18 protein-coding genes and 1 tRNA gene are annotated in these 21,288 nt (G+C 64.0%); 10 read left to right on the top strand and 9 right to left on the bottom strand.

The annotated features are described in order from the left end of the window. Positions 1 to 2: 2 nt before the first annotated feature. The 4 genes from RM190_RS16935 to mog form a co-directional block, all read right to left on the bottom strand. Positions 3 to 2,159 carry an esterase-like activity of phytase family protein gene (locus RM190_RS16935; protein WP_311760647.1) on the bottom strand — a complete coding sequence of 719 codons (2,157 nt, stop codon included), beginning with the start codon at positions 2,157 to 2,159 and terminating at the stop codon, positions 3 to 5. A gap of 87 nt (positions 2,160 to 2,246) precedes the next feature. Next, on the bottom strand, positions 2,247 to 2,597 hold the full coding sequence (locus RM190_RS16940) for a hypothetical protein (RefSeq protein ID WP_311760648.1): 351 nt from the start codon (positions 2,595 to 2,597) through the stop codon (positions 2,247 to 2,249). Next, entirely contained in the window at positions 2,594 to 3,502 is a 909-nt protein-coding gene (locus tag RM190_RS16945) for a DnaJ C-terminal domain-containing protein (protein WP_311760649.1), read from the bottom strand. The genes RM190_RS16940 and RM190_RS16945 overlap by 4 nt, the downstream gene beginning before the upstream one ends. A gap of 99 nt (positions 3,503 to 3,601) precedes the next feature. Further along, positions 3,602 to 4,135 (bottom strand): molybdopterin adenylyltransferase, encoded by a 534-nt coding sequence (gene mog / locus RM190_RS16950; RefSeq protein ID WP_311760650.1) that lies wholly within the window; start codon positions 4,133 to 4,135, stop codon positions 3,602 to 3,604. Between the two features lie 101 nt (positions 4,136 to 4,236). On the opposite strand from mog, the gene RM190_RS16955 reads away from it, so the two are divergent. Next, positions 4,237 to 4,695, top strand: a complete 459-nt coding sequence (locus tag RM190_RS16955; protein ID WP_311760651.1) for a GNAT family N-acetyltransferase — start codon at positions 4,237 to 4,239, stop codon at positions 4,693 to 4,695. Positions 4,696 to 4,749: 54 nt separating this feature from the next. Here the strand turns inward: RM190_RS16955 and RM190_RS16960 are convergent, their stop codons facing one another. Next, positions 4,750 to 5,982: an argininosuccinate synthase gene (locus tag RM190_RS16960; RefSeq protein WP_311760652.1), complete on the bottom strand. Its 1,233-nt coding sequence runs from the start codon at positions 5,980 to 5,982 to the stop codon at positions 4,750 to 4,752. Positions 5,983 to 6,060: 78 nt separating this feature from the next. On the opposite strand from RM190_RS16960, the gene RM190_RS16965 reads away from it, so the two are divergent. From RM190_RS16965 to RM190_RS16975, 3 genes are all read left to right on the top strand, one after another. Continuing rightward, complete coding sequence (locus RM190_RS16965; RefSeq protein WP_311760653.1) at positions 6,061 to 6,843, top strand: hypothetical protein; 783 nt, start codon at positions 6,061 to 6,063, stop codon at positions 6,841 to 6,843. Between the two features lie 46 nt (positions 6,844 to 6,889). Then, complete coding sequence (gene ilvA, locus RM190_RS16970) at positions 6,890 to 8,128, top strand: threonine ammonia-lyase IlvA (protein WP_311760654.1); 1,239 nt, start codon at positions 6,890 to 6,892, stop codon at positions 8,126 to 8,128. Between the two features lie 98 nt (positions 8,129 to 8,226). After that, entirely contained in the window at positions 8,227 to 9,510 is a 1,284-nt protein-coding gene (locus RM190_RS16975; protein ID WP_311760655.1) for a PP2C family protein-serine/threonine phosphatase, read from the top strand. Here RM190_RS16975 and RM190_RS16980 read toward each other — a convergent pair. Both RM190_RS16980 and RM190_RS16985 read right to left on the bottom strand, forming a co-directional pair. Then, positions 9,484 to 9,933 carry an NUDIX hydrolase gene (locus RM190_RS16980; RefSeq protein WP_311760656.1) on the bottom strand — a complete coding sequence of 150 codons (450 nt, stop codon included), beginning with the start codon at positions 9,931 to 9,933 and terminating at the stop codon, positions 9,484 to 9,486. The genes RM190_RS16975 and RM190_RS16980 overlap by 27 nt on opposite strands. A 122-nt stretch (positions 9,934 to 10,055) precedes the next feature. Continuing rightward, positions 10,056 to 10,140, bottom strand: a tRNA-Leu gene (locus RM190_RS16985). Positions 10,141 to 10,360: 220 nt separating this feature from the next. Here RM190_RS16985 and RM190_RS16990 point away from each other — a divergent pair. From RM190_RS16990 to gltB, 5 genes are all read left to right on the top strand, one after another. Beyond that, complete coding sequence (locus RM190_RS16990) at positions 10,361 to 11,353, top strand: complex I NDUFA9 subunit family protein (protein ID WP_311760657.1); 993 nt, start codon at positions 10,361 to 10,363, stop codon at positions 11,351 to 11,353. Next, positions 11,353 to 12,156 carry an undecaprenyl-diphosphate phosphatase gene (locus RM190_RS16995; protein ID WP_390908575.1) on the top strand — a complete coding sequence of 268 codons (804 nt, stop codon included), beginning with the start codon at positions 11,353 to 11,355 and terminating at the stop codon, positions 12,154 to 12,156. The genes RM190_RS16990 and RM190_RS16995 overlap by 1 nt, the downstream gene beginning before the upstream one ends. A 151-nt stretch (positions 12,157 to 12,307) precedes the next feature. Further along, positions 12,308 to 13,801, top strand: a complete 1,494-nt coding sequence (locus RM190_RS17000) for an NAD(P)-dependent oxidoreductase (protein WP_311760658.1) — start codon at positions 12,308 to 12,310, stop codon at positions 13,799 to 13,801. Between the two features lie 102 nt (positions 13,802 to 13,903). Further along, a complete protein-coding gene (locus RM190_RS17005; RefSeq protein ID WP_311760659.1) occupies positions 13,904 to 14,617 on the top strand; it encodes a hypothetical protein in 714 nt (237 codons plus the stop codon). Further along, complete coding sequence (gltB, locus tag RM190_RS17010; RefSeq protein ID WP_311760660.1) at positions 14,617 to 19,149, top strand: glutamate synthase large subunit; 4,533 nt, start codon at positions 14,617 to 14,619, stop codon at positions 19,147 to 19,149. Before RM190_RS17005 ends, gltB begins: the two co-directional genes overlap by 1 nt. Positions 19,150 to 19,291: 142 nt before the next feature. Here the strand turns inward: gltB and RM190_RS17015 are convergent, their stop codons facing one another. Together RM190_RS17015 and RM190_RS17020 are read right to left on the bottom strand one after the other, a co-directional pair. Continuing rightward, positions 19,292 to 19,747: a GNAT family N-acetyltransferase gene (locus tag RM190_RS17015; RefSeq protein WP_311760661.1), complete on the bottom strand. Its 456-nt coding sequence runs from the start codon at positions 19,745 to 19,747 to the stop codon at positions 19,292 to 19,294. 157 nt (positions 19,748 to 19,904) lie between these two features. After that, positions 19,905 to 20,117, bottom strand: a complete 213-nt coding sequence (locus RM190_RS17020; protein WP_311760662.1) for a hypothetical protein — start codon at positions 20,115 to 20,117, stop codon at positions 19,905 to 19,907. Between the two features lie 271 nt (positions 20,118 to 20,388). Between RM190_RS17020 and RM190_RS17025 the strand changes: the two genes are divergently transcribed. Further along, the gene (locus RM190_RS17025) at positions 20,389 to 21,276 is read left to right on the top strand and encodes a cation diffusion facilitator family transporter (RefSeq protein ID WP_311760663.1); all 888 of its coding nucleotides are present in this window, start codon (positions 20,389 to 20,391) and stop codon (positions 21,274 to 21,276) included. The last annotated feature ends 12 nt before the right edge of the window (positions 21,277 to 21,288 follow it).

Genomic DNA, 21,288 nt, shown 5'->3' on the forward strand with positions numbered 1-21,288 from the left:
AGCTACATGCGGAAGGACCACAGGAAGGTTTCACCCGAGGAATCGTCGACGCCGTCATTGTCGGTCGCGACCCAGGCCGTGCCATCGGGGGTGATCGCCAGGCTTTCGACCTTGTCCTGGACATAGCCGTTCCACTGCTTCAGGTCGGGCAGCAGGTCACGAACAACCTGTTTGCTGGCGACCGGCAGGTCGCCCCCCAGCGGAGCGGGTTTCAGGTCGGCCAGTGCGACCGACGTCACCTGCTTCAGCTTGGCCGCCTGACCGATCAGGTTGTCGCGCTCGATCAGGTAAAGATTGTCGCCGTGGACCGCGATCTCGGACAGGCCGACCCAGCCTTCGCCCGATTCCAGCGGATAGCGGACCCCGGCCCAATCACCCGAGGCAGGATCGAATTGCAGCAGCTTCGTCTGGCCCTTGGGATCATCCTTCCATTCGCGCTGGACGGCCATCCACAGCTTCCCGTCGGGGGCCAGCGCAATGCCTTCCAGACCAAAGCGGGTCGAACCGGCGGTCAGGTCGGCGGGCAGTTCCACCTGCTGGGCAATCGCTCCATCGGCCCCGACATGCAGGATCTGGTGCGGAATCTCCTTTTCGGGATTCCCCTCGCTTGCCAGCCAGAAGCCGCCCTTGCCGTCCGCGCTGATACCTTCAAGGTCCAGCTTTTCGGCAGGTTTTCCATCCTTGCTGACCACGATCCTCGCAGTGATGCGGGCGGGCTTCGCGCCAGTCTCGACCCGATAGATCGAGGGCTGATTGGCATAGGCGCTGTCGCTGATCGCATACAGCACCGTAGGGTCCGTGGGATCGACGGTCAGGCCCGACAGAGCACCCCAGCCGATCAGGTCGTCCTCGGTCGAGGCAATGGTCGGATAGGCCGGCTCGCCCTCCGCGCGCTCAAAGATCATGACATGGGCGCGGGCGGCGCCGTCCTCGCCGAGGTCGGTTTCATTCGCACTGGCGAAAAGGTTGCGCTGCGGGATCGTCACCAGCCCCTCGGGACCGATGCCCGAAGGCAGGATCTGGGTCAGCACCGGCTGGGCGGGATTGGCGACGTCATAGACACCGATCGCGCTGCCGCGCTCGGACCCGACGAACAGCAGCTTCTTGCCGTCGAACTCGGCGTATTTCAGCGCCTCGGGTTCGACGCCCTTCTTGTCCGACCGCTTGTCGGGGTAATGTCCGATGCGGATCAGCGCGTGTTCGAAGCTGTTCCCGGCGTCATAGACGACCGAGCCGTCGCGGTTCCAGATGGTGAACCCGCGCGAGCCGCCCTTCCAGTCGCCTTCATTGGCCGTGGCGAAATGGTCGTTATCCAGCCATGCAACCGTGTCGGGTTCGCGCGGGACAGCCTTGAGGCTGCCGGTAAAGTCCAGCTTGCCGTCCTTTTCCGTGTCGATCCCATCCAGATCCACCGTGCCCGCGCTGAAATGCGAGGCGACCTTGCCATCTGCGCCGATGACCACGAGGTAGTTATTTTCCTGCAGGGTGACGACCAGATCGCCATTCGCGTTGAAATCGACATATTCCGGTTCGGGATCTTCGGGCGCGATGGTTGCCAGCCCGGTCAGATCGACGACCTGCTTGCCTGCGCAATCAACCTCTCCCGCCTTGACCGGCAGGCGGACGACGAAGCCTGCGGGCATCTGCGGCAAGGCGCCGTCATTAACGTCCTCGTCGCGCTCATTCTCGATCGCGACGGCCAGCATGTCGCCCTTGGGCGACAGCGCGACGGAATCGGGCTGCCCGCCGAGGTCGCAATTCGCCACCACCTGTTTCGAGGTCAGGTCGACTGTCCGCAGCACGCCCGACGGCTGGGTGAAGCTTTCCGAAGTGTTCACGCCGACAAAGGCGCGCTCGCCCAGAACGACGGTGGTCGTCGGTTCGCCATCCATGGCGATGTTGCCAAGGGGCTTCGGTGCCTTGGGATCGGCGATGTCGATCAGCCCGATCGCGTTCAGCGGACTGTCGGAATAGATCAGCTCCATCCCATCGGCCGTCGCGGTCATGATTTCGGCCGAAGTCGCGCGGGCGCGATCCTCGCCTTCGGCCATGTTGTCGGCGGTGGCGAAGCTGGAGATGCGGTTGAAGACCGGCTCGGCAAAGGCCGGCGCGGCGGCCGACAGCGCAGCGATCGAGCAAAGGGTCAGGCGAAAGCTCATGCAATCCTCGGGGGTTGGCGTTTCCCCCGCGGATTTGGCGCGATGATGTAACGCCCTGTTATCGGGCTGATGACGCTTTCGTGACCTTTAGTCGCGCGTCACCACGCGCACCTCGCGAATGGCGGTCTTCAGGCGGGCGCGCGTCTCGACCGGCTCGCGCGCCACGGCGTCAAGGATCGCGCACATGTCGCCGCGCAATCCGTGCAGCTGGTCCACCAGCGACAGGACAAGGGCCAGTGCCTCTTCGTCAAGGTGATAGCCTTCGGACAGATCCACGACCAGATGCAGGCGCGCGATGTCCAGTTCGCGGAACAGCGGGCCTTCCTGCGACTGCACGGGCAGGACGACACCGCTGCGGATATAGCTTTCCAGCTGGGAGCGCGTCAGTTCGGGCAACTGCACCAGCACTTCGGTCAGCGAGAAATGGCGGCGCGTCATTTGCCCCTCCTGGGATCGTAGACGTGTTCCTGTCGCCAGTTTTCCATGAAGCGCGCCAGTTCGTCGTCGATCTGCGGCGGCATCACGACCTTCAGCACGACATGCTGATCGCCGCGCTTTCCGCCTTCGCCACGCAGGCCCCGCCCCTTCAACCGCAACTTCTGGCCCGAGCTTGCGCCGCGCGGGACGGTCAGCATGACGGGGCCGTCGATTGTCTCGGCCTCGACCTTGCCGCCCAGGATCGCCTCGTCCAGCGTGATCGGCAGGGTGGTTTCCAGATCGTTCCCGTCCCTTCGCCATTCGGGATCGTCGGCGACCACCAGCGTCAGCAGCGCGTCGCCCGGTCCGCCGTCGCCATAGCCCGCGCCGCCCTTGCCGCGCAGGCGGATGATCTGGCCGTCATGCGCGCCTTCGGGAATCTTGACCTCCAGCACCGCGCCATCGGGCATGGTGATCCGGGTCGACCCGCCCCGCGCGGCGGTCATGAAGTCGATCTCCATCGTGAAGCGCTGGTCCTGACCGCGCATGTCGAAGCTGCGCGCCCCGCCCCGGCGCCGGGCGCCACCCTGCCCGAACAGGTCCGAGAACACCTCTGACAAATCGTCGAAATCCTGCGCGCCCTGGCGATAGGGATTGTCGCCCGCCTGGGCATAGTCGCGGTAATAATGCCGCTGCGCCTGCTCCTGTCCCGAGGCGTCGATCTCGCCCCGGTCGAAACGCGCACGCTGCTCGGCGTCTTTCAGCAGGTCATAGGCCGATGACGCCGCCTTGAAACGCTCATGCGCCTTGGGATCCGGGTTCAGGTCCGGGTGATCGGTCTTGGCGATCTTGCGATAGGCCTTCTTGATCTCGTCCTGGCTGGCGTTCTTGCCCAGACCCAGCGCCTTGTAGGGATCATCGGCCATCGCCGTTCCGTCCTTTCACCTGCTCCGCGACATCGTCCCTGCGCCGCGGCCGTTCCGGGCCATGGGACACCGGCACACCGGCTTTGTCCAGTTTTCCCGTCATTTCTTCGGCCGGAAGGCGACGATCCGGGCCGGGTCCGTTTCGATCCGGGCCGCCCCGATCAGATCAAGACAATAGGGCACGGCGGCAAAGACCGCATCAAGGCAGGTCGCGATGGCCGAGGGCTTGCCGGGAATGGTGATCATCAGCGTCCGCCGGCGAATGCCCGCCGTCTGGCGCGACAGGATCGCGGTCGGCACCTCGCGCAGGCTGGCGCGGCGCATCTCCTCGCCGAAACCGGGCAGTTCCTTTTCCATGATGTCGGCCATGCCCTCGGGCGTCAGGTCGCGCGGGGCGGGCCCGGTGCCGCCGGTGATCAGGATCAGGTCCGCGCCCTTGTGGTCGCACAGCGTGCGCAGCGTGTCCGCAACCGACTCGCGGCCATCGGGGATGATGGTGCGCGTGATCTCGAGGGGCGAGGTGATGGTGGCGCGCAGCCAGTCCTCGGCGCCCGGCCCGCCCTTGTCCTCGTATTCGCCGCGACTCGCGCGGTCCGAGACTGTGACGATGGCGATATGGGCAGGGCGGGTCATGGGGGCAGCCTTCTTCAGAGGTTCGCGGCCATAGTGGCGGGGAATGCTCGGGAAAGGAATCCCGTATTGCCTGTGGCCTCATCGCGTGATCGACTGCGTACATGCAGCAAGATCCGATCCGCCCCGCCCTTCCCGCCGACGAAGCCGCCATCCGGGCCTGCGCCCATGCCGCCTATGGCCAGTATGTCACCGCGATCGGCCGCAAGCCCGCCCCAATGGAGGCCGATTTCCCGGCCCAGATCGCCGCGGGCCACGTTCATGTCGCCAAGGATGCGACGGGCGCGCTTCTGGGTTATGTCGTCTTCTTTCCCGAAGCCGGGCATATGCATCTTGAAGCCGTGGCCGTCACGCCCGCGGCCACCGGCAAGGGCGTCGGCAGGCAGTTGATCCGGCATTGCGAGGAAGCGGCCCGACGGGCCGGCCTTGGCGCGGTCCATCTTTACACGAACCAGAAGATGACCGCGAACCTGTCGATGTATCCGCATCTGGGCTTTGTCGAGGTCGACCGCCGGTCCGAGGATGGCTTCGACCGGGTCTTTTACGAAAAAACCGTGCGCTGACCGCCAGTCGGGCGGAATCGAAAGGGCCGCGGGGATGACCGCGGCCCTTCGGGATCACTTGCCGGCGACGCGCGCGTTGCGGGTCGCGATCAGCTTGAGGCGCAGGGCGTTCAGCTTGATGAAGCCTGCCGCATCCTTCTGGTCATAGGCGCCGGCATCCTCTTCGAAGGTGACGTGCTTTTCGCTGTAAAGCGAATGTTCGGACCAGCGGCCCACGCATTGCACCGAGCCCTTGTAAAGCTTCAGGCGGACGGTGCCGGTGACATGTTCCTGCGACTTGTCGATCAGCGCCTGCAGCATCTCGCGTTCGGGGCTGAACCAGAAGCCGTTATAGATCAGCTCGGCATAGCGCGGCATGATCGAGTCCTTCAGGTGGCCCGCACCGGAATCCAGCGTGATCTGCTCGATCCCGCGATGGGCTTCCAGCAGGACGGTGCCGCCGGGGGTTTCATAGATTCCGCGCGACTTCATGCCGATGAAGCGGTTCTCGACGAAGTCCAGCCGGCCGACGCCGTGCTTGCCGCCGATTTCGTTCAGGCGCGTCAGGATCGAGGCGGGCGACAGCGCCTCGCCATTGATCGCGACGGCATCACCCTGTTCGAAGGTGATTTCGAGGAATTCGGGTTCGTTCGGCGCTTCCTCGGGCGAGACGGTGCGCTGATACACATATTCCGGCGCGGCCTCGGCCGGGTTTTCCAGCGCCTTGCCCTCGGACGAGGTGTGCAGCAGGTTCGCATCGACGCTGAAGGGCGCTTCGCCGCGCTTGTCCTTGGCGATCGGAATCTGGTTCGTTTCGGCGAATTCGATCAGCTTGGTGCGCGAGGTCAGGTCCCATTCCCGCCACGGTGCGATCACCTTGATCGAAGGATCCAGCGCATAGGCCGAAAGTTCGAAGCGGACCTGGTCGTTGCCCTTGCCGGTCGCGCCATGCGCCACGGCATCGGCGCCGTGCTTGTGCGCCAGTTCGACCAGATGCTTTGAGATCAGCGGGCGCGCGATCGACGTGCCCAGCAGATAAAGGCCTTCATAGACCGCGTTGGCGCGGAACATCGGGAAGACGAAGTCGCGCACGAATTCCTCGCGCACGTCGACGATGTGGATGTTCTCGGGCTTGATCCCCAGAAGCTCGGCCTTGGCGCGCGCCGGCTCCAGTTCTTCGCCCTGGCCCAGGTCGGCGGTGAAGGTGATGACCTCGCAGCCGTATTCTGTCTGAAGCCATTTCAGGATGATCGAGGTGTCGAGCCCGCCCGAATAGGCAAGGACGACTTTCTTCGGCGCGTCGGTCATGCGGTTAACCCTCATAGGAATTTCGGCAGGGAATAGGCCCATTCGCCGCTTGTCACAAGGGGAAGGGGGAAATAACGATTGGCGAAAATCGGGGGGATCATGCAGGCGTTCCGCATTCTCAGACACGCGTTCCTGATGGTGGCACGACACCCTCGACAGGCGGTCACGATCTCGCTCGTGCCGACGCTGATCCAGACTGCAGCTTTTGCAATCTTCATCACCGTGCTTCCCAAGATGGTCGCGAGCAGCGCCGGGGCGGGCCGGTTCTGGCTTCTTGCCACGACCCTCGGGCTGGTTATCGGCTTCTGCACGATCTGGATCGCCGTCGGCTGGCACCGCTTCGTACTACTGGGAGAGGAGCCACGCTTTATTCCCGCGCGACGCGCGCGGTCAATCCTGAACTACGCGAAAACGGCGGTGATCACGGCCGTCTTTCTGAGCCTGGCGTTAATCCCATTGGCGATGGCGATTTTCGCCCTGATGCTGATTGTAAATCGCGACGCGCTGCCGACGGCGGCAATTCTGCTCGGCTTCTTGGGAAATTTTCTCTTTTGTATCTTGTTGCTGCGCCTTGGTGTCGCGCTTCCGGGGGCGGCGCTCGGCGACAGGACACCTATCGCGCGAAGCTGGGCCGCAACGGGCGGCAAGACCAGCACGCTCGCGATGATCACGCTCCCCTACATGCTGATGCAGTACGGACTTCAGCAGTTGCCGTTTGCCGAACACAACCATGCCTTCATTCAACAGAGTTGGCCGTGGCTGGGCGCACAGCTGATGGTCTATTGGTTGCTATGGATGTTCGCACTGTCCCTGCTCACCACCCTTTGGGGCCATTACGTCGAAGGCCGCGCCCTGACCTGAATCAACCCCGCTTGCCAAATCCGCCGTTTCGCGCCATTGGCGGGGCATGGAAAATTTTGCCGCCTCTGTCCGCCAGGCAGAGATCGCGCTGCGCGACCTCTTCGAGCCGACCCCGCTTCAGAAGAACGACCACCTCTCGGCGAAATACGGTGCCGAGATCTGGCTCAAACGCGAAGATCTGACCCCGGTGCGCAGCTACAAGCTGCGCGGGGCCTTCAACGCCATGCGCAAGGTCGCAAACGGCGCGCAGGGCCATTTCGTCTGTGCCAGCGCCGGGAACCATGCCCAAGGCATGGCCTTTGCCTGTCGCCATTTCGGCGCCAAAGGCACGATCTTCATGCCCGTCACCACGCCGAAGCAGAAGATCGACAAGACCCGCATCTTTGGCGGCGGCGCGGTCCAGATCGTGCTGACCGGCGACTATTTCGACCAGACGCTGGCCGCCGCACAGGAATTCTCGCGCGAACACGGGGCGACCTTCCTGTCGCCCTTCGACGATCCCGACATCATCGAGGGCCAGGCGACCGTCGGGCTGGAGATGCTGGAACAGCTTGGCGCAGCACCCGACATCGTGGTGCTGCCGGTGGGCGGGGGCGGTCTGTCCGCAGGCGTCACGCGGCTTCTGCAAGAGCTGTCGCCCGAAACCCGGCCCGAATTCGCCGAGCCGGAGGGCGGTTCCAGCCTGCAGGCGGCGTTGCAGGCGGGCGAACCGGTGACCCTGCCCGCGGTCGACAACTTTGTCGACGGCGCGGCCGTGGCCCGGATCGGCGCCCTGCCCTTTGCCCAGCTTGGGCAATTTGGGCCCGAACAGGTCCACCTGGCCCCCGAAGACCGCATCTGCGCCACCATGCTTGAGATGCTGAACATCGAAGGCATCGTGCTGGAACCCGCCGGTGCGCTCGCCGTGGACGTGCTGCGCGACATTCCCGATCTTGCCGGCAAGCGCGTGGTCTGCATCTGCTCCGGCGGGAACTTCGATTTCGAGCGCCTGCCCGAGGTCAAGGAGCGGGCTCAGCGCTTCTCGGGGCTGAAACGCTACTTCATCCTGCGGATGCCGCAGCGCCCCGGCGCATTGCGCGACTTCCTGCAGCTTCTGGGGCCGGACGATGACATCGCCCGTTTCGAGTACCTGAAAAAATCGGCGCGCAACTTCGGCTCGATCCTGATCGGGATCGAGACCACCTCGCCCGAGAACCTCGACCGCCTGCGCGAGCGGCTTGAGGGGGCGGGCATCGGCTATCGCGACATCACCCGCGATCCGGTCCTTGCGGAATTCCTGATCTGAACCCGCACGGGCCGCCATCGCGGCGGCCCGACCGGGCAAGATGATGAAAATGCCCGCCATTAATCGAAGCTTCAGCCCTTCGCGCCTAGAAGGGCTGCATGAGCGATACCAGATCCCCTGGCCCGCCGCGTGCGTGGCGCCTGATCCTGCTTGTCGGCGAAAGCCGCGCCGAACGGCGGGCACTGGCGGTGCAGCTGAGGCGCGCCGGCTATGACGTGATCGAGGCCGCCGACGCGGATGGGGCGATCGACCTGTGCCGCGCCCGCGCGCCCGAGATCGTGATCTCGGACTGGATGGCGCCGGGTCGCGCCGGGCTGGATCTGTGCCGCCGCTTTCGCGCGCTGCCCAGCGAGCGCTATGGCTATTTCATCCTGCTGACCTCGCGCCATGACAAGGCCGACGTGGCCGAAGGGCTGGGCGCGGGCGCGGACGATTTCCTGACCAAGCCGGTTTCCGGGGCCGAACTGCTTGCCCGGCTTTCTGCGGCCGAGCGTATCCTGCGGGTCGAGGAAAGCCTGCGCATGGCGAATACCCAGCTGAAGGAAACGCTTGCCTGCCTGCGCGACAAGGAGGCCGCGCTGGAGCGCGACCTGCGCGAGGCACATCGCCTGCAGCAAGGGCTGGTGCGCGAACGCAATGGCCAGTTCGGCAGCTTCAATCTGTCGCTGCTGATGCGGCCCGCCGGGCATGTCGGCGGCGATCTCGTAGGCTTCTTTCCGGTCGATCGGCGGCGGGTCGGGTTCTTTGCGCTGGACGTGTCCGGGCATGGGGTCGCGGCGGCACTTCTCAGTGCGCGCCTGGCTGCCCTTTTGTCGGGAGAGCCGGAACACAATATCGCGATGCGATCCTCGGACCTGCCGGGGGGCGAGCCGCGCAGCCCGGCCGAGATCCTGCGCCACCTGAACGGGCTGATGCTGTCCGAGCTGCGGACCGATTCCTATTTCACCATGGTCTATGCCGATCTTGAGATCGCAAGCGGCAGGGTGCGGCTGGTTCAGGCCGGCCACCCCCATCCCGTCCTGCAGCGCGCGAATGGCCGGATCGAGCTGATCGGACAGGGCGGCTTTCCGGTGGGTGTCTTCCCCAATGCCGAGTTCGAGGAAATCTCGGTGCAACTGGATCCCGGAGACCGGCTTTTCATCAGCTCGGATGGTCTGATCGATTCCGAGAACGCGCGCGGAGAGCCGCTGGGCGATGACGGGCTGCAAGCGATCCTGCGCACGAACGCGGTCCTGCGCGGGAACGCGCTTCTGGAATCGATCTGCTGGTCGGCCGCGAATTACAGCGGCGGGGTGCGCAGCGACGACATCTCGGCCGTGCTGGTCGAACATCTGGGCCGCAGCGGCTGGCTGGGCTCAGCGGTCCCGGATCTGCTTCAATAGCGCGTGTGCGAATGCGCGCGACCCCGGATCGGCCAGGATCCCCTCAAGCCTGTCCAACGGCACCCAATGCGCCTCGTGGCCCTTTTCCGACGGGGGGCCAAGACGACGGATCGGACGTGCCAGCCAGACCGAGCAGATCTTTTCGGCCCAGAAATCGTAATCCGGCATGAAGCAATACCGGCGATAGGTGCCAAGCCGTCGCGGGGTGCCGATTGTCCAGCCGGTTTCCTCGTAAACCTCGCGATGCAGGGCCGCGATGGCCGATTCGCCCGGATCGATTCCACCCCCGGGCAACTGGAACTCGCAATCCGGCGCCAACTGGAACGTGACCAGCGCCGAGCCGTCTCGGATCAGCAGCGCATAGGCTCCATGACGCTGCCGATAAGGATGGCGGCCGGGTGGTGGTCCGAAAACGGGGATCATGGGCAAGCCTGTGATGAGCGTGGAAGCCAGCGCCACGCCGAGGGGCAGATGCCCAGGACATCACGACAGGTCAAAACAAGAAAAAACCCCCGGAAACACGAAGTTTCCGAGGGTTTTTCACATGGTGCCCAGGAGAGGACTCGAACCTCCACGCCTTGCGGCACACGGACCTGAACCGTGCGCGTCTACCAATTCCGCCACCTGGGCAGGTGGTGTGGAGGGGTCTCTAAAGGGAGTGGCGGGAGGCGTCAATGGCATTCGATAAGTTTTTTCATCGGAGCCGATTTTTTTTCTTTGAGCGCCCCTGAAGCCCCCTTCGCGCCCCTTCCCCGCCGCCCCGGGGATCGCACGGCTTGCCGCTTGGCCCCGGCTTGGGTAATGAGCGGGAAAGCACGCCATCAAGGCACGCCTAGAAGGAGCGAGAGCCATGTCCGCAGCCAAGCTTGTCACCATTTATGGCGGGTCCGGTTTCCTTGGCCGGCAAATCGCACGCGCACTGGCCTCGCAAGGTTGGCGCGTCCGGGTCGCTGTGCGCCGTCCAAACGAAGCGGGGATCGTCCGCACCTATGGTGCCCCCGGCCAGATCGAGCCTGTGCCCTGCAACGTCCGCGACGACCTGTCGGTCTCGGCCTGCATGGCCGATGCGGATGCGGTCATCAACTGCGTCGGGATCATGGCGAACCGGGACCGCAACACCTTTGGCGCGGTCCACGAAGAAGCCGCGGGCCGCATCGCCCGCATCTCGGCCGAGCGCGGGGTCGCGCGGCTGGTCCATGTATCTGCCCTGGGCGCGAACCCGGAATCGGACAGCCTTTATGCCACGTCCAAGGCACGGGGCGAGGCCGAGGTGCTGAAGCACCGGCCCGACGCCATGATCCTGCGCCCCTCGGTCATCTTTGGGTCCGACGACAAGTTCTATAACCGCATTGCGGCCGCCACGCGGCTGGGACCGGTGATGCCGCTGCCGGGCGCCAATGCAAAGCTGCAGCCGGTCTATGTCCTCGACGTTGCCCGCGCCGCTGCGATGGGCGCGACCGGAGCAGCAGAGCCGGGCATCTATGAGCTGGCCGGACCCGAAGTTGTCACCATGCGCGAGCTGGTAGGCCAGATCCTGACGGCGACCGACCGCCGCCGCGTCGTCATCGGCCTGCCGAACTGGGTATCGGGCGCAATCGCCGCCGTCATGAACGGGATCGAGAAGATCAGCGGCGGGCTGATTGCCAACCGCTTCATGACGCCTGACCAGTTGCGTCTGCTGAAACATCCCAATGTCGCCTCGGGCACCGCACGTGGCTTTGCCGACCTGGGAATCGAGCCGACGGCCGCGCCTGCGGTGATCGGCGAATACCTGTGGCGCTTCCGTCCCTCGGGACAATACGAGGCGATGACCGCGACCGCGAAGAACCTGCGCCGGAGCTGATGGAACATAACACGATCGTCGCCGCCCTGCTCGGTCTGCTGGAAGGGCTGACCGAGTTCATTCCCGTATCGTCCACCGGACACGTGCTTCTGGCCGGACATTTCCTGGGTTTCAATTCACCCGGACGGGCCTTCGAGGTGCTGATCCAGCTGGGGGCGATCCTTGCGATCCTCAGCGTCTATGCGGGTCGGTTGTGGCGGATCTTTTCGACCGCGCCGCACGATCCCCGCGCCCGGCGCTTCATCCTGTCGGTGCTGATCGCCTTCCTGCCCGCAGTCGTCATCGGCGTCATGGCCCATGACATCATCAAGACCGTGCTGTTCGAAACCCCGATCCTGATCGCCTCGATGCTGATCCTGGGGGGCGTAGTCCTGCTTTTCGTCGATCGCATGGCCAAAACGCCCCGCTATCACGCGGCCGAGGACATTCCGCTGGGCCGTGCGCTGGGGATCGGGCTGATCCAGTGCCTTGCGATGGTGCCGGGGGTCTCGCGCTCGGGCGCGACGATTACGGGCGCATTGCTTTTGGGCGCGGACAAGCGATCCGCCGCCGAATTCAGCTTCTTCCTGTCCATGCCGACGATGCTGGGGGCTTTTGTCTTTGATCTCTACAAGAATCGGGACATCCTTGACGCTGCCTCGGCCGGGAACATCGTCATCGGCTTCGTCTGCGCCTTTCTGTCGGCGCTGGTCGTGGCGCGGGGACTGCTGAACTATGTCTCGATGCATGGATATGCGGTCTTCGCCTGGTGGCGAATCATCGTTGGCGGCCTTGCCTTGTTGGCCTTGTCGCTTGGTTGGTAAACTATACTGACCTATTTTCGACCGCCGCGGGCCAGATTTCAGGCTCGCGGGCCGGAAAATCGACAAATAGGTAAACTGTGCTGACTTTTATTTGGTTTCGCGCTGGCATATCAGGCTTTCACTAGCTTGCTATTTCGGGGGATGCGCAGCCATGGCCACGCAAAAGATGCTCAAGTTCGTCACCATCGGGCGCGAAATGCCCGAAAAGCGTGATGCCGCCACCCGATCCGAGGATTTCCACGAGATCTATCGCGAGTTCGCCGATGCAAAGGCGAAGGAACAGGCCAGCCGCTGCAGCCAGTGCGGCGTCCCCTATTGCCAGTCGCATTGCCCGCTGCACAACAACATCCCGGACTGGCTGCGCCTGACCGCAGAGGGGCGCACCCAGGAAGCCTATCTGCGCAGCCAGGAAACCAACACCTTCCCCGAGATCTGCGGCCGCATCTGCCCGCAGGATCGCCTGTGCGAAGGAAATTGCGTGATCGAGCAGTCGGGCCACGGCACCGTCACCATCGGCGCGATCGAGAAATACATCACCGACACTGCATGGGAGGAAGGCTGGGTCCAGTCCATCGTTCCCGCGGTCGAGCGGCCGGAATCCATCGGCATCATCGGCGCGGGGCCCGGCGGTCTTGCCGCAGCCGATCGCCTGCGTCGCATGGGCTATCAGGTCACCGTCTATGACCGTCACGACCGCGCGGGCGGGCTGCTGATCTATGGCATCCCCGGCTTCAAACTGGAAAAGGAAGTCGTCGAGCGCCGCAACAAGCTGCTGGCGGATGGCGGGGTGGAATTTGTCCTGAACGCCAATGTCGGCGAGGATATCAGCTTCGACGCGATCCGCGGCAAGCACGATGCGGTGCTGATCGCGACCGGTGTCTACAAGACGCGGGATCTGGATATCGACAATGCCCATGCCCGCGGCGTCGTGCGCGCGCTGGATTACCTGACTGCTTCGAACCGGGTCGATCTGGGCGACGAGATTCCCGACTATGAGGATGGCGAGCTGAACGCCAAGGGCAAGCGAGTCGTCGTCATCGGCGGCGGCGATACCGCGATGGACTGCGTGCGCACCGCGATCCGTCAGGGCGCGCAATCGGTCAAATGCCTGTATCGCCGCGACCGTGCGAACATGCCGGGCAGCCAGCGCGAGGTCCAGAACGCCGAAGAAGAAGGCGTCGAATTCGTCTGGCTGTCGGCCCCCGGCTCGTTCAGCGGCCATGTCACCGGCGAGGCGATGGAGGCGCAAGAGCGCGACGTCGACGAAACCGGCGACATCCCGACCATCAGCTCGGTCCGCATCCAGAAGATGCGTCTGGGCGCACCCGACGTCAGCGGTCGCCAGTCGCCCGAACTGATCGATGGCGCGGATTACGACGAACCCGCAGACCTGGTCATCAAGGCCCTGGGCTTCGAACCCGAGGAACTGCCGCGGCTTTGGGGCGTGGACGGGCTGGAAGTGACCCGCTGGGGCACGATCAAGGCCGATTTCCAGACTCACCAGACCAGCCTGCCGGGCGTCTTCGCCGTCGGCGACATCGTCCGCGGCGCCAGCCTTGTCGTCTGGGCGATCCGCGACGGTCGCGAAGCGGCCGACAGCATCGTGGGCTACCTTTCGGGCGCGGCGCGCGTCGCTGCCGAATAGGAGAGCGTGAAGATGGTGCACATGGCAGATACCGCCTGTTCACCGCGCGCAGATCGGCGGCAGGCCTTGCATGCTGCGCGCGGTCGGATGCTTTCCGGGGCAATGGCAGTCTTGCTGACCCTTCCCGCCCTGCCTGCCCTGGCGGCGAATTTCGCACCTCCGGACGGGTGTCGGCTGGAAGTGACGGTGCAGAACCGCGGCTGTACCGTTTCGCAGCATTACCGCTGCAGCGGGGACGCGCCCGGGGATCAGTGGGTCGTCTATTTCACGCCCGAGGGCGCGACCTATCAGTCGCGCATCGACCGCGAGACGCGCTGGATGGAAAGCACCGACCTTCGCACCGGTCTGGTGGACACGCTTGAGGATGGGGCCAAGGACGATGCCTCGTTTTCGGGGCTGCTGGCGACAGGGTCGGATGATTTCGACTTCTGGACGCGCTCGAACAGTGGCGAGCGGCTGCATCATGTCGGCCGCGACGAGTTGACGGGTGAAAAGATCAGCATCGACGGCGTCGAGCTGGAGCGGACCCGCTTTCACCTGACGACCTACAGCGAATCCGGCGACGTGCTGATCGAACGCGAGGGGCAGCAGTTCATCAGCCGGGCGCAGGGACGTTTCTATGGCGGCGTCGAGACATCCAGCGACTGGACCGGCGCCAGCGAGAACTCGAATGACAGTCCGGTCAGGTTTTCCTTTCCGGGACAGCCCGGATTTGGCTCGACCAAGCCGGAATATGATTGCGACCTGCAGATGGTCCGGGGGCAAAGGCCCGACCTGCTGAGGCAGCTTATGAACTTGAAGGAGGCACGGACGTGATGGACTGGGAACAGAAGGAACAGGCCCGCCGCGACTGGATGGCGGAGAATTCGCTTTACCGTGCCGAGGACGAGCATTCGTCCTGCGGCGTCGGCCTGGTGGTGAACCTGGATGGCAAGGCCAGCCGCAAGGTGGTCGAAAGCGGGATCAGCGCGCTGAAGGCGATCTGGCATCGCGGCGCGGTGGACGCGGACGGCAAGACCGGCGACGGCGCGGGCATCCATGTCCAGATCCCGGTCCCCTTCTTCTATGACCAGGTCCGCCGCACCGGGCACGAACCGGACCAGTCGAAGCTGATCGCCGTAGGCCAGTGCTTCCTGCCCCGCACCAATTTCGCGCAGCAGGAATCCTGCCGGACCATCGTCGAATCCGAAGTCCTGCGCATGGGCCATTACATCTATGGCTGGCGCCACGTCCCGGTGAACACCTCGGTGCTGGGCGAAAAGGCCAACGCGACGCGCCCCGAGATCGAGCAGATCCTGATCCGCTGCGAAAAGGACATCGATCAGGAGCAGTTCGAGCGCGAGCTGTACATCATCCGCCGCCGGATCGAGAAGGCGGCCATCGCCGCGCAGATCGCCGGCCTGTACTTCGCGTCGCTGTCCTGCCGCTCGATCATCTACAAGGGCATGATGCTGGCCGAGCAGGTCGCGGAGTTCTATCCCGACCTGAAGGACGAGCGTTTCGAGAGCGCATTCGCGATCTATCACCAGCGCTATTCGACCAACACCTTCCCGCAATGGTGGCTGGCACAGCCCTTCCGCATGCTGGCCCACAACGGCGAGATCAACACGCTGAAGGGCAACTCGAACTGGATGCGCAGCCATGAGATCCGCATGGCGTCGCGCACCTTTGGCGAGATGGCCGAGGACATCAAGCCGATCATCCCGGCCGGCTCGTCCGACTCGGCAGCGCTGGACGCCGTGTTCGAGGTCATGGTGCGTTCGGGCCGTTCGGCCCCGATGACCAAGACCATGCTGGTGCCCGAAGCCTGGTCCAAGGCAACGACCGACATGCCCAAGGTCTGGGCCGACATGTATGCCTATTGCAACGCCGTCATGGAGCCGTGGGACGGCCCGGCCGCGCTGGCCATGACCGATGGCCGCTGGGTTTGCGGTGGTCTGGACCGGAACGGGCTGCGCCCGCTGCGTTACGTCATCACCGGTGACAACCTGCTGATTGCCGGTTCGGAAGCGGGCATGGTCCCGATCAACGAAACCTCGGTGCGTGAAAAAGGCGCGCTGGGTCCGGGCCAGATGATCGCAGTCGACATGAAGGAAGGCCGTCTTTACCACGACCGCGCCATCAAGGATCGTCTGGCCAACAGCCAGCCGTTTGGCGAGTGGCTGGAAAAGGTCGTCGAGCTGTCCGAGGTCATGAAGGAACTGCCCGAACAGGTGGTTTACGATGGCGAGGCGCTGCGCCGCCGCCAGATCGCGGCTGGCTATACGATCGAAGAAATCGAAACGATGCTGACCCCCATGGCCGAAGACGGCAAGGAGGCGCTGGCGTCTATGGGCGACGACACCCCGCCCGCGGTCCTGTCGGGCCAGTATCGCCCGATGTCGCACTTCTTCCGCCAGAACTTCAGCCAGGTCACCAACCCGCCGATCGACTCCCTGCGCGAAACCCGCGTGATGTCGCTGAAGACGCGCTTCGGTAACCTCAAGAACGTGCTGGACGAATCCTCGGCTCAGACCGAAATCCTGGTGCTGGAAAGCCCCTTCGTCGCCAACGCCGAATTTGCCGAAATGGCGAAGATGTTCGGCGATGCGGTGACGCAGATCGACTGCACCTTTGCCGACGGCGCGGGCCCCGAAGCCATGGGCGAGGCACTGGCGCGCATCCGCGCCGAGGCCGAGGACGCCGTGCGTTCCGGTGCAGGCCACCTGGTCCTGACCGACGAGACGCTTGGCCCCAATCGCATCGGCCTGCCGATGATCCTGGCGACCAGCGCAATCCACAGCTGGCTGACCCGCAAGGGGCTGCGCACCTTCTGTTCGCTGAACGTGCGTTCGGCCGAATGCATCGACCCGCATTATTTCGCGGTGCTGATCGGCTGCGGCGCGACCACGGTGAACCCCTATCTCGCGCAGGACACCATTGCCGACCGGATCGAGCGCGGCCTGCTGACCGGCAGCCTGATCGACAACATGCGCAACTATCGCGATGCGATCGATGCGGGCCTGCTGAAGATCATGGCGAAGATGGGGATCTCGGTCCTTTCGTCCTATCGTGGCGGCCTGAACTTCGAGGCGGTCGGCCTGTCCCGCGCGATGGTCGCGGAATATTTCCCCGGCATGCAGTCGCGGATTTCCGGCATGGGTCTGCACGGCCTGCAAGCCAAGCTTGAGGATATCCACGCCAAGGGCTTCGACGCGGAGACCACCGACCTGCTGCCGGTCGGCGGCTTCTACAAGGCGCGCCGCTCGGGCGAAAAGCACGCTTGGGAAGCCAACACCATGCGCCTGCTTCAACTCGCCTGCGAAAAGGCGTCCTATGACGTCTGGAAGAAGTTCACCGCGACCATGCGGGCGAACCCGCCGATCCATCTGCGCGACCTTCTGGACATCAAGGCGCTTGGCAAGCCGGTGCCGCTGGAAGAGGTCGAATCGATCACCTCGATCCGCAAGCGCTTCGTGACGCCGGGCATGTCGCTGGGGGCCTTGTCGCCCGAGGCGCACATGACCCTGAACATCGCCATGAACCGGATCGGCGCGAAATCCGACAGTGGCGAAGGTGGCGAGGATCCGGCCCACAGCCATCCGCTGCCGAATGGCGACAACCCCTGCGCCAAGATCAAACAGGTCGCCTCGGGCCGTTTCGGTGTCACCGCCGAATACCTGAACGCCTGCGAAGAGCTGGAGATCAAGGTCGCCCAGGGCGCGAAACCCGGCGAGGGTGGCCAGCTGCCCGGCATGAAGGTCACCGACCTGATCGCGCGGCTGCGGCATTCGACCAAGGGTGTGACCCTGATCAGCCCGCCGCCGCACCACGACATCTATTCGATCGAGGATCTGGCGCAGCTCATCTATGACCTGAAGCAGATCAACCCGCGCGCCAAGATCACCGTGAAGCTGGTGGCATCCAGCGGCGTCGGCACGATCGCGGCGGGTGTGGCCAAGGCGAAAGCCGACGTGATCCTGATCTCGGGGCACAATGGCGGCACCGGGGCCAGCCCCGCGACCTCGATCAAATATGCCGGTCTTCCGTGGGAGATGGGCCTGACCGAGGCGCATCAGGTTCTGGCGATGAACCGTCTGCGCGACCGCGTCACCCTGCGCACCGACGGTGGTCTGCGCACCGGCCGCGACATCGTCATGGCAGCGATGATGGGGGCCGAGGAATATGGCATCGGCACCGCCGCCCTGATCGCGATGGGCTGCATCATGGTCCGCCAGTGCCAGTCGAACACCTGCCCGGTGGGCGTCTGCACCCAGGACGAAAAGCTGCGCGCCATGTTCAACGGCTCGGCTGACAAGGTGGTGAACCTCATCACCTTCTACGCCACCGAAGTCCGCGAGATCCTGGCCAGCATCGGCGCCCGTTCGCTGGACGAGATCATTGGCCGTGCGGACCTGCTGACGCAGGTCAGCCGTGGCGACAAGTCGCTGGATGACCTCGACCTGAACCCGCTGCTGATCACCGTCGATGGCTCGGACAAGATCGTCTACGACCGCTCGAAACCGCGTAACGCGGTTCCGGACACGCTGGACGCCGAGATCATCCGCGATGCCAGCCGCTTCTTCTCGGATGGCGAGAAGATGCAGCTGTCCTATGCGGTGCGGAACACCCTGCGGACGGTCGGCACGCGGACCTCGTCGATGATCGTGCAGACCTTCGGCATGCGCAACAACCTGCAACCCGACCACCTGACCGTTCGCCTGACCGGTTCGGCAGGCCAGTCGCTGGGCGCATTCGCGGCGCCAGGCCTGAAGATCGAGGTTTCGGGCGATGCGAACGACTATGTCGGCAAGGGCCTGTCGGGCGGCACCATCGTCGTGCGTCCCCCGATGGCAAGCCCGCTGGTCGCGGCCGACAACACCATAATTGGGAACACCGTGCTTTACGGCGCGACCGACGGTCACCTGTTCGCGGCCGGCCGCGCGGGCGAGCGCTTCGGCGTCCGCAACTCGGGTGCGAAGGTGGTGATCGAGGGCTGCGGCAGCAACGGTTGCGAATACATGACCGGCGGCGTCGCCGTGATCCTGGGCCGCATCGGTGCCAACTTCGGCGCGGGCATGACCGGGGGCATGGCCTATCTTTACGACCCCGAAGGCGTGGCCCGCGACTATATCAACGCCGAGACCTTGATCCTATGCCCCGTCACCCAGCCCCATTGGGAAGACGAGGTGAAAGGCCTGGTCGAGCGCCATTTCCGCGAGACCGGCTCGTTCCGCGCGGGCGAGATCCTGCAGAACTGGGCCGAGGAAAAGGCCAACTTCCTGCAAGTTTGCCCGAAAGAAATGCTCGCCCACCTGAAACATCCCATCGCGGATGTGGAGGATCTGGCAGCAGTGCCGGCAGAGTGAATGAAGCGGGGGCCGAAAGGCCCCCGTTTTCTACTTCCCGATGGACGGCGGGATTGAGCCCTTACCGGACGTTGAGGTTGCTCGATCATCCTGCTCATGAGCAGTGTTTCATCAACCTGTCCAGTTCCGGTAAGGGCGTAGCTTAAAGCCTCTTCATCATCAGAATGTAGGTATCGCCCAAAACGGGGTAATTTTCGATTTGCCCGATAACTTCAAAGCCTTGCTTGCGGTAGAAATCTGGCGCGCTGGCCAGAGTCGTGTCGACAAACATCATTTGTACCGATTTGGAGCGAGCATCCTGCTCCAAATGTTTGATTAACAGCCCACCGATATTCTGACCACGCTGCCATTTCTCGACAAAAAGAAAGTCTATGCGGATGGAATTGGTCAAATCGTCATAAGTGGCTAGCAGGCGCCCGACAGTGCTTCCTGAGTTATGGGCTTCAAGACTGACCTGCCCATTTACTTCTTGATAAGCAGTAGGGAATTCGGGTGCCGTTTCACCCGCCACTTCAAGAGCTTCTGCGTAATAATGCTCCAGCCCTTGAAGAGCAGCTTCTTTGTTAGCTTCGTAAGATGTGTGCAGGATCTGCATCATTGACCTCTAATCAGACATTTAGGGTCTTAGGTGGCTTTGCCGCCCTCGTTCACACTGATCAAAATTGAACAGGATGCTGTAAACGGATCTCTGAGCTAACGCTCCAAGTGTGAAACTGCAAGGGGCGAGCGGGAGCTTCGGCCGCAGCTCTGCCCCCTCACTGCCGATGGATGCGCCGTTTTCGTCCCGTCCAGGGCTGGTCGTCGCGGCGTTCCACCCAAGGGGCTATTTCGACGCGCTGGAAATCGCTGGCGGCATAGCCGTGGGTTTCCCAGTCGGCCATCACCTCCTCGGGCGGGCGGCGGGTGCGGTAGGTCAGGCGGTCATCGGACCAGACGGCGGTTTCCGCCTCGGCGGGGGTGAGGATCACGGACACTATACCTCGGCGTATTGCAGGGTTCAGGTCGAAGGTCGGACCGAATGTGATCGAAATTCGCAAGTTCGCTTTCCCTGTTCTGGCGATGAACGAGCTGCTGCCCCTTGGTCGTCTGTCTTCAGCGGGTTCATTGTGCAGGATAAGGAAAGGACAGCAAAGCCCGCAAACCGCCAGTCGCCCGTGCTTTCTTGCGGAACCGGGTGGTTGGCGTCTCCGACGATCCCCGCTAAAACGCCCTTCCACAGATTCGAACAGGGAAGCGCAGATGTCCGCGACCGAGAGAATCGCAATCGGCAGCATTTTCGTCGGCCTGCTGGTCCTGGGTCTCAAGGCTTTGTCCTGGTGGCTGACGGGCTCGGTCGCGCTGCTGTCGGATGCGCTTGAAAGCACGGTGAACGTGGCGACCGCGGTCGCCGCGCTGATCGCCATTCGCGTCGCGGCGAAACCAGCCGACCGGGGCCACCCCTATGGCCACCACAAGGCCGAATTCTTCAGCGCCGTGCTGGAAGGCGTCATGATCATCGTCGCGGCGCTGCTGATCCTGCGCGAGGCGTGGCACGGATTCCTGAATCCGCGCGTGCTCGACGCACCGCTAGGCGGGTTGCTGATCAACGTCGTCGCAAGCTGCATCAACGGCTGGTGGTGCTGGGTGCTGATCCGGGGTGGCAGGCGCCATCGCTCGCCCGCGCTGGTCGCGGATGGGCATCACCTGCTGTCGGACGTGATTTCGTCAGGCGGCGTGGTCGTCGGCGTTGCGCTGGCGGTGCTGACGGGCTGGTCGGTGCTTGATCCCGCGCTGGCGGCGCTGGTCGCACTGAACATCCTTTGGTCGGGCTGGCGGGTCATGGCCTCGTCCCTCTCCGGTCTGATGGACGAAGCCGTGTCCGAAGAAACGCTTGATACGATCCGCAGCACCATCTCGGACCACGCGACCGGCGCGATCGAGGCGCATGACCTGCGGACCCGCCATGCCGGGCCGAAGACCTTCATCGACTTTCACCTGGTGGTCGAGGGACAGACCACGGTCGAGCAGGCGCATGACATTTGCGACCGCGTCGAACAGGCGCTTCGCGCGCATCTGCCGGGGGCGCAGATCACGATTCACGTGGAACCGGAACACAAGGCCAAGCACTCGGGCGTGCTGGTGATCTGACGGCGATATTGC

This window comes from Paracoccus broussonetiae (assembly GCF_031854425.1).
Lineage (GTDB): Bacteria > Pseudomonadota > Alphaproteobacteria > Rhodobacterales > Rhodobacteraceae > Paracoccus > Paracoccus broussonetiae.

What these genes read in the sequence shown, in the direction of transcription:
- RM190_RS16935 (WP_311760647.1), bottom strand. Translation starts at nt 2,159, where the DNA reads ATGAGCTTTCGCCTGACCCTTTGCTCGATCGCTGCGCTGTCGGCCGCC.
- RM190_RS16940 (WP_311760648.1), bottom strand. Translation starts at nt 2,597, where the DNA reads ATGACGCGCCGCCATTTCTCGCTGACCGAAGTGCTGGTGCAGTTGCCC.
- RM190_RS16945 (WP_311760649.1), bottom strand. Translation starts at nt 3,502, where the DNA reads ATGGCCGATGATCCCTACAAGGCGCTGGGTCTGGGCAAGAACGCCAGC.
- mog (WP_311760650.1), bottom strand. Translation starts at nt 4,135, where the DNA reads ATGACCCGCCCTGCCCATATCGCCATCGTCACAGTCTCGGACCGCGCG.
- RM190_RS16955 (WP_311760651.1), top strand. Translation starts at nt 4,237, where the DNA reads ATGCAGCAAGATCCGATCCGCCCCGCCCTTCCCGCCGACGAAGCCGCC.
- RM190_RS16960 (WP_311760652.1), bottom strand. Translation starts at nt 5,982, where the DNA reads ATGACCGACGCGCCGAAGAAAGTCGTCCTTGCCTATTCGGGCGGGCTC.
- ilvA (WP_311760654.1), top strand. Translation starts at nt 6,890, where the DNA reads ATGGAAAATTTTGCCGCCTCTGTCCGCCAGGCAGAGATCGCGCTGCGC.
- RM190_RS16975 (WP_311760655.1), top strand. Translation starts at nt 8,227, where the DNA reads ATGAGCGATACCAGATCCCCTGGCCCGCCGCGTGCGTGGCGCCTGATC.
- RM190_RS16980 (WP_311760656.1), bottom strand. Translation starts at nt 9,933, where the DNA reads ATGATCCCCGTTTTCGGACCACCACCCGGCCGCCATCCTTATCGGCAG.
- RM190_RS16990 (WP_311760657.1), top strand. Translation starts at nt 10,361, where the DNA reads ATGTCCGCAGCCAAGCTTGTCACCATTTATGGCGGGTCCGGTTTCCTT.
- RM190_RS16995 (WP_390908575.1), top strand. Translation starts at nt 11,353, where the DNA reads ATGGAACATAACACGATCGTCGCCGCCCTGCTCGGTCTGCTGGAAGGG.
- RM190_RS17000 (WP_311760658.1), top strand. Translation starts at nt 12,308, where the DNA reads ATGGCCACGCAAAAGATGCTCAAGTTCGTCACCATCGGGCGCGAAATG.
- RM190_RS17005 (WP_311760659.1), top strand. Translation starts at nt 13,904, where the DNA reads ATGGCAGTCTTGCTGACCCTTCCCGCCCTGCCTGCCCTGGCGGCGAAT.
- gltB (WP_311760660.1), top strand. Translation starts at nt 14,617, where the DNA reads ATGGACTGGGAACAGAAGGAACAGGCCCGCCGCGACTGGATGGCGGAG.
- RM190_RS17015 (WP_311760661.1), bottom strand. Translation starts at nt 19,747, where the DNA reads ATGATGCAGATCCTGCACACATCTTACGAAGCTAACAAAGAAGCTGCT.
- RM190_RS17025 (WP_311760663.1), top strand. Translation starts at nt 20,389, where the DNA reads ATGTCCGCGACCGAGAGAATCGCAATCGGCAGCATTTTCGTCGGCCTG.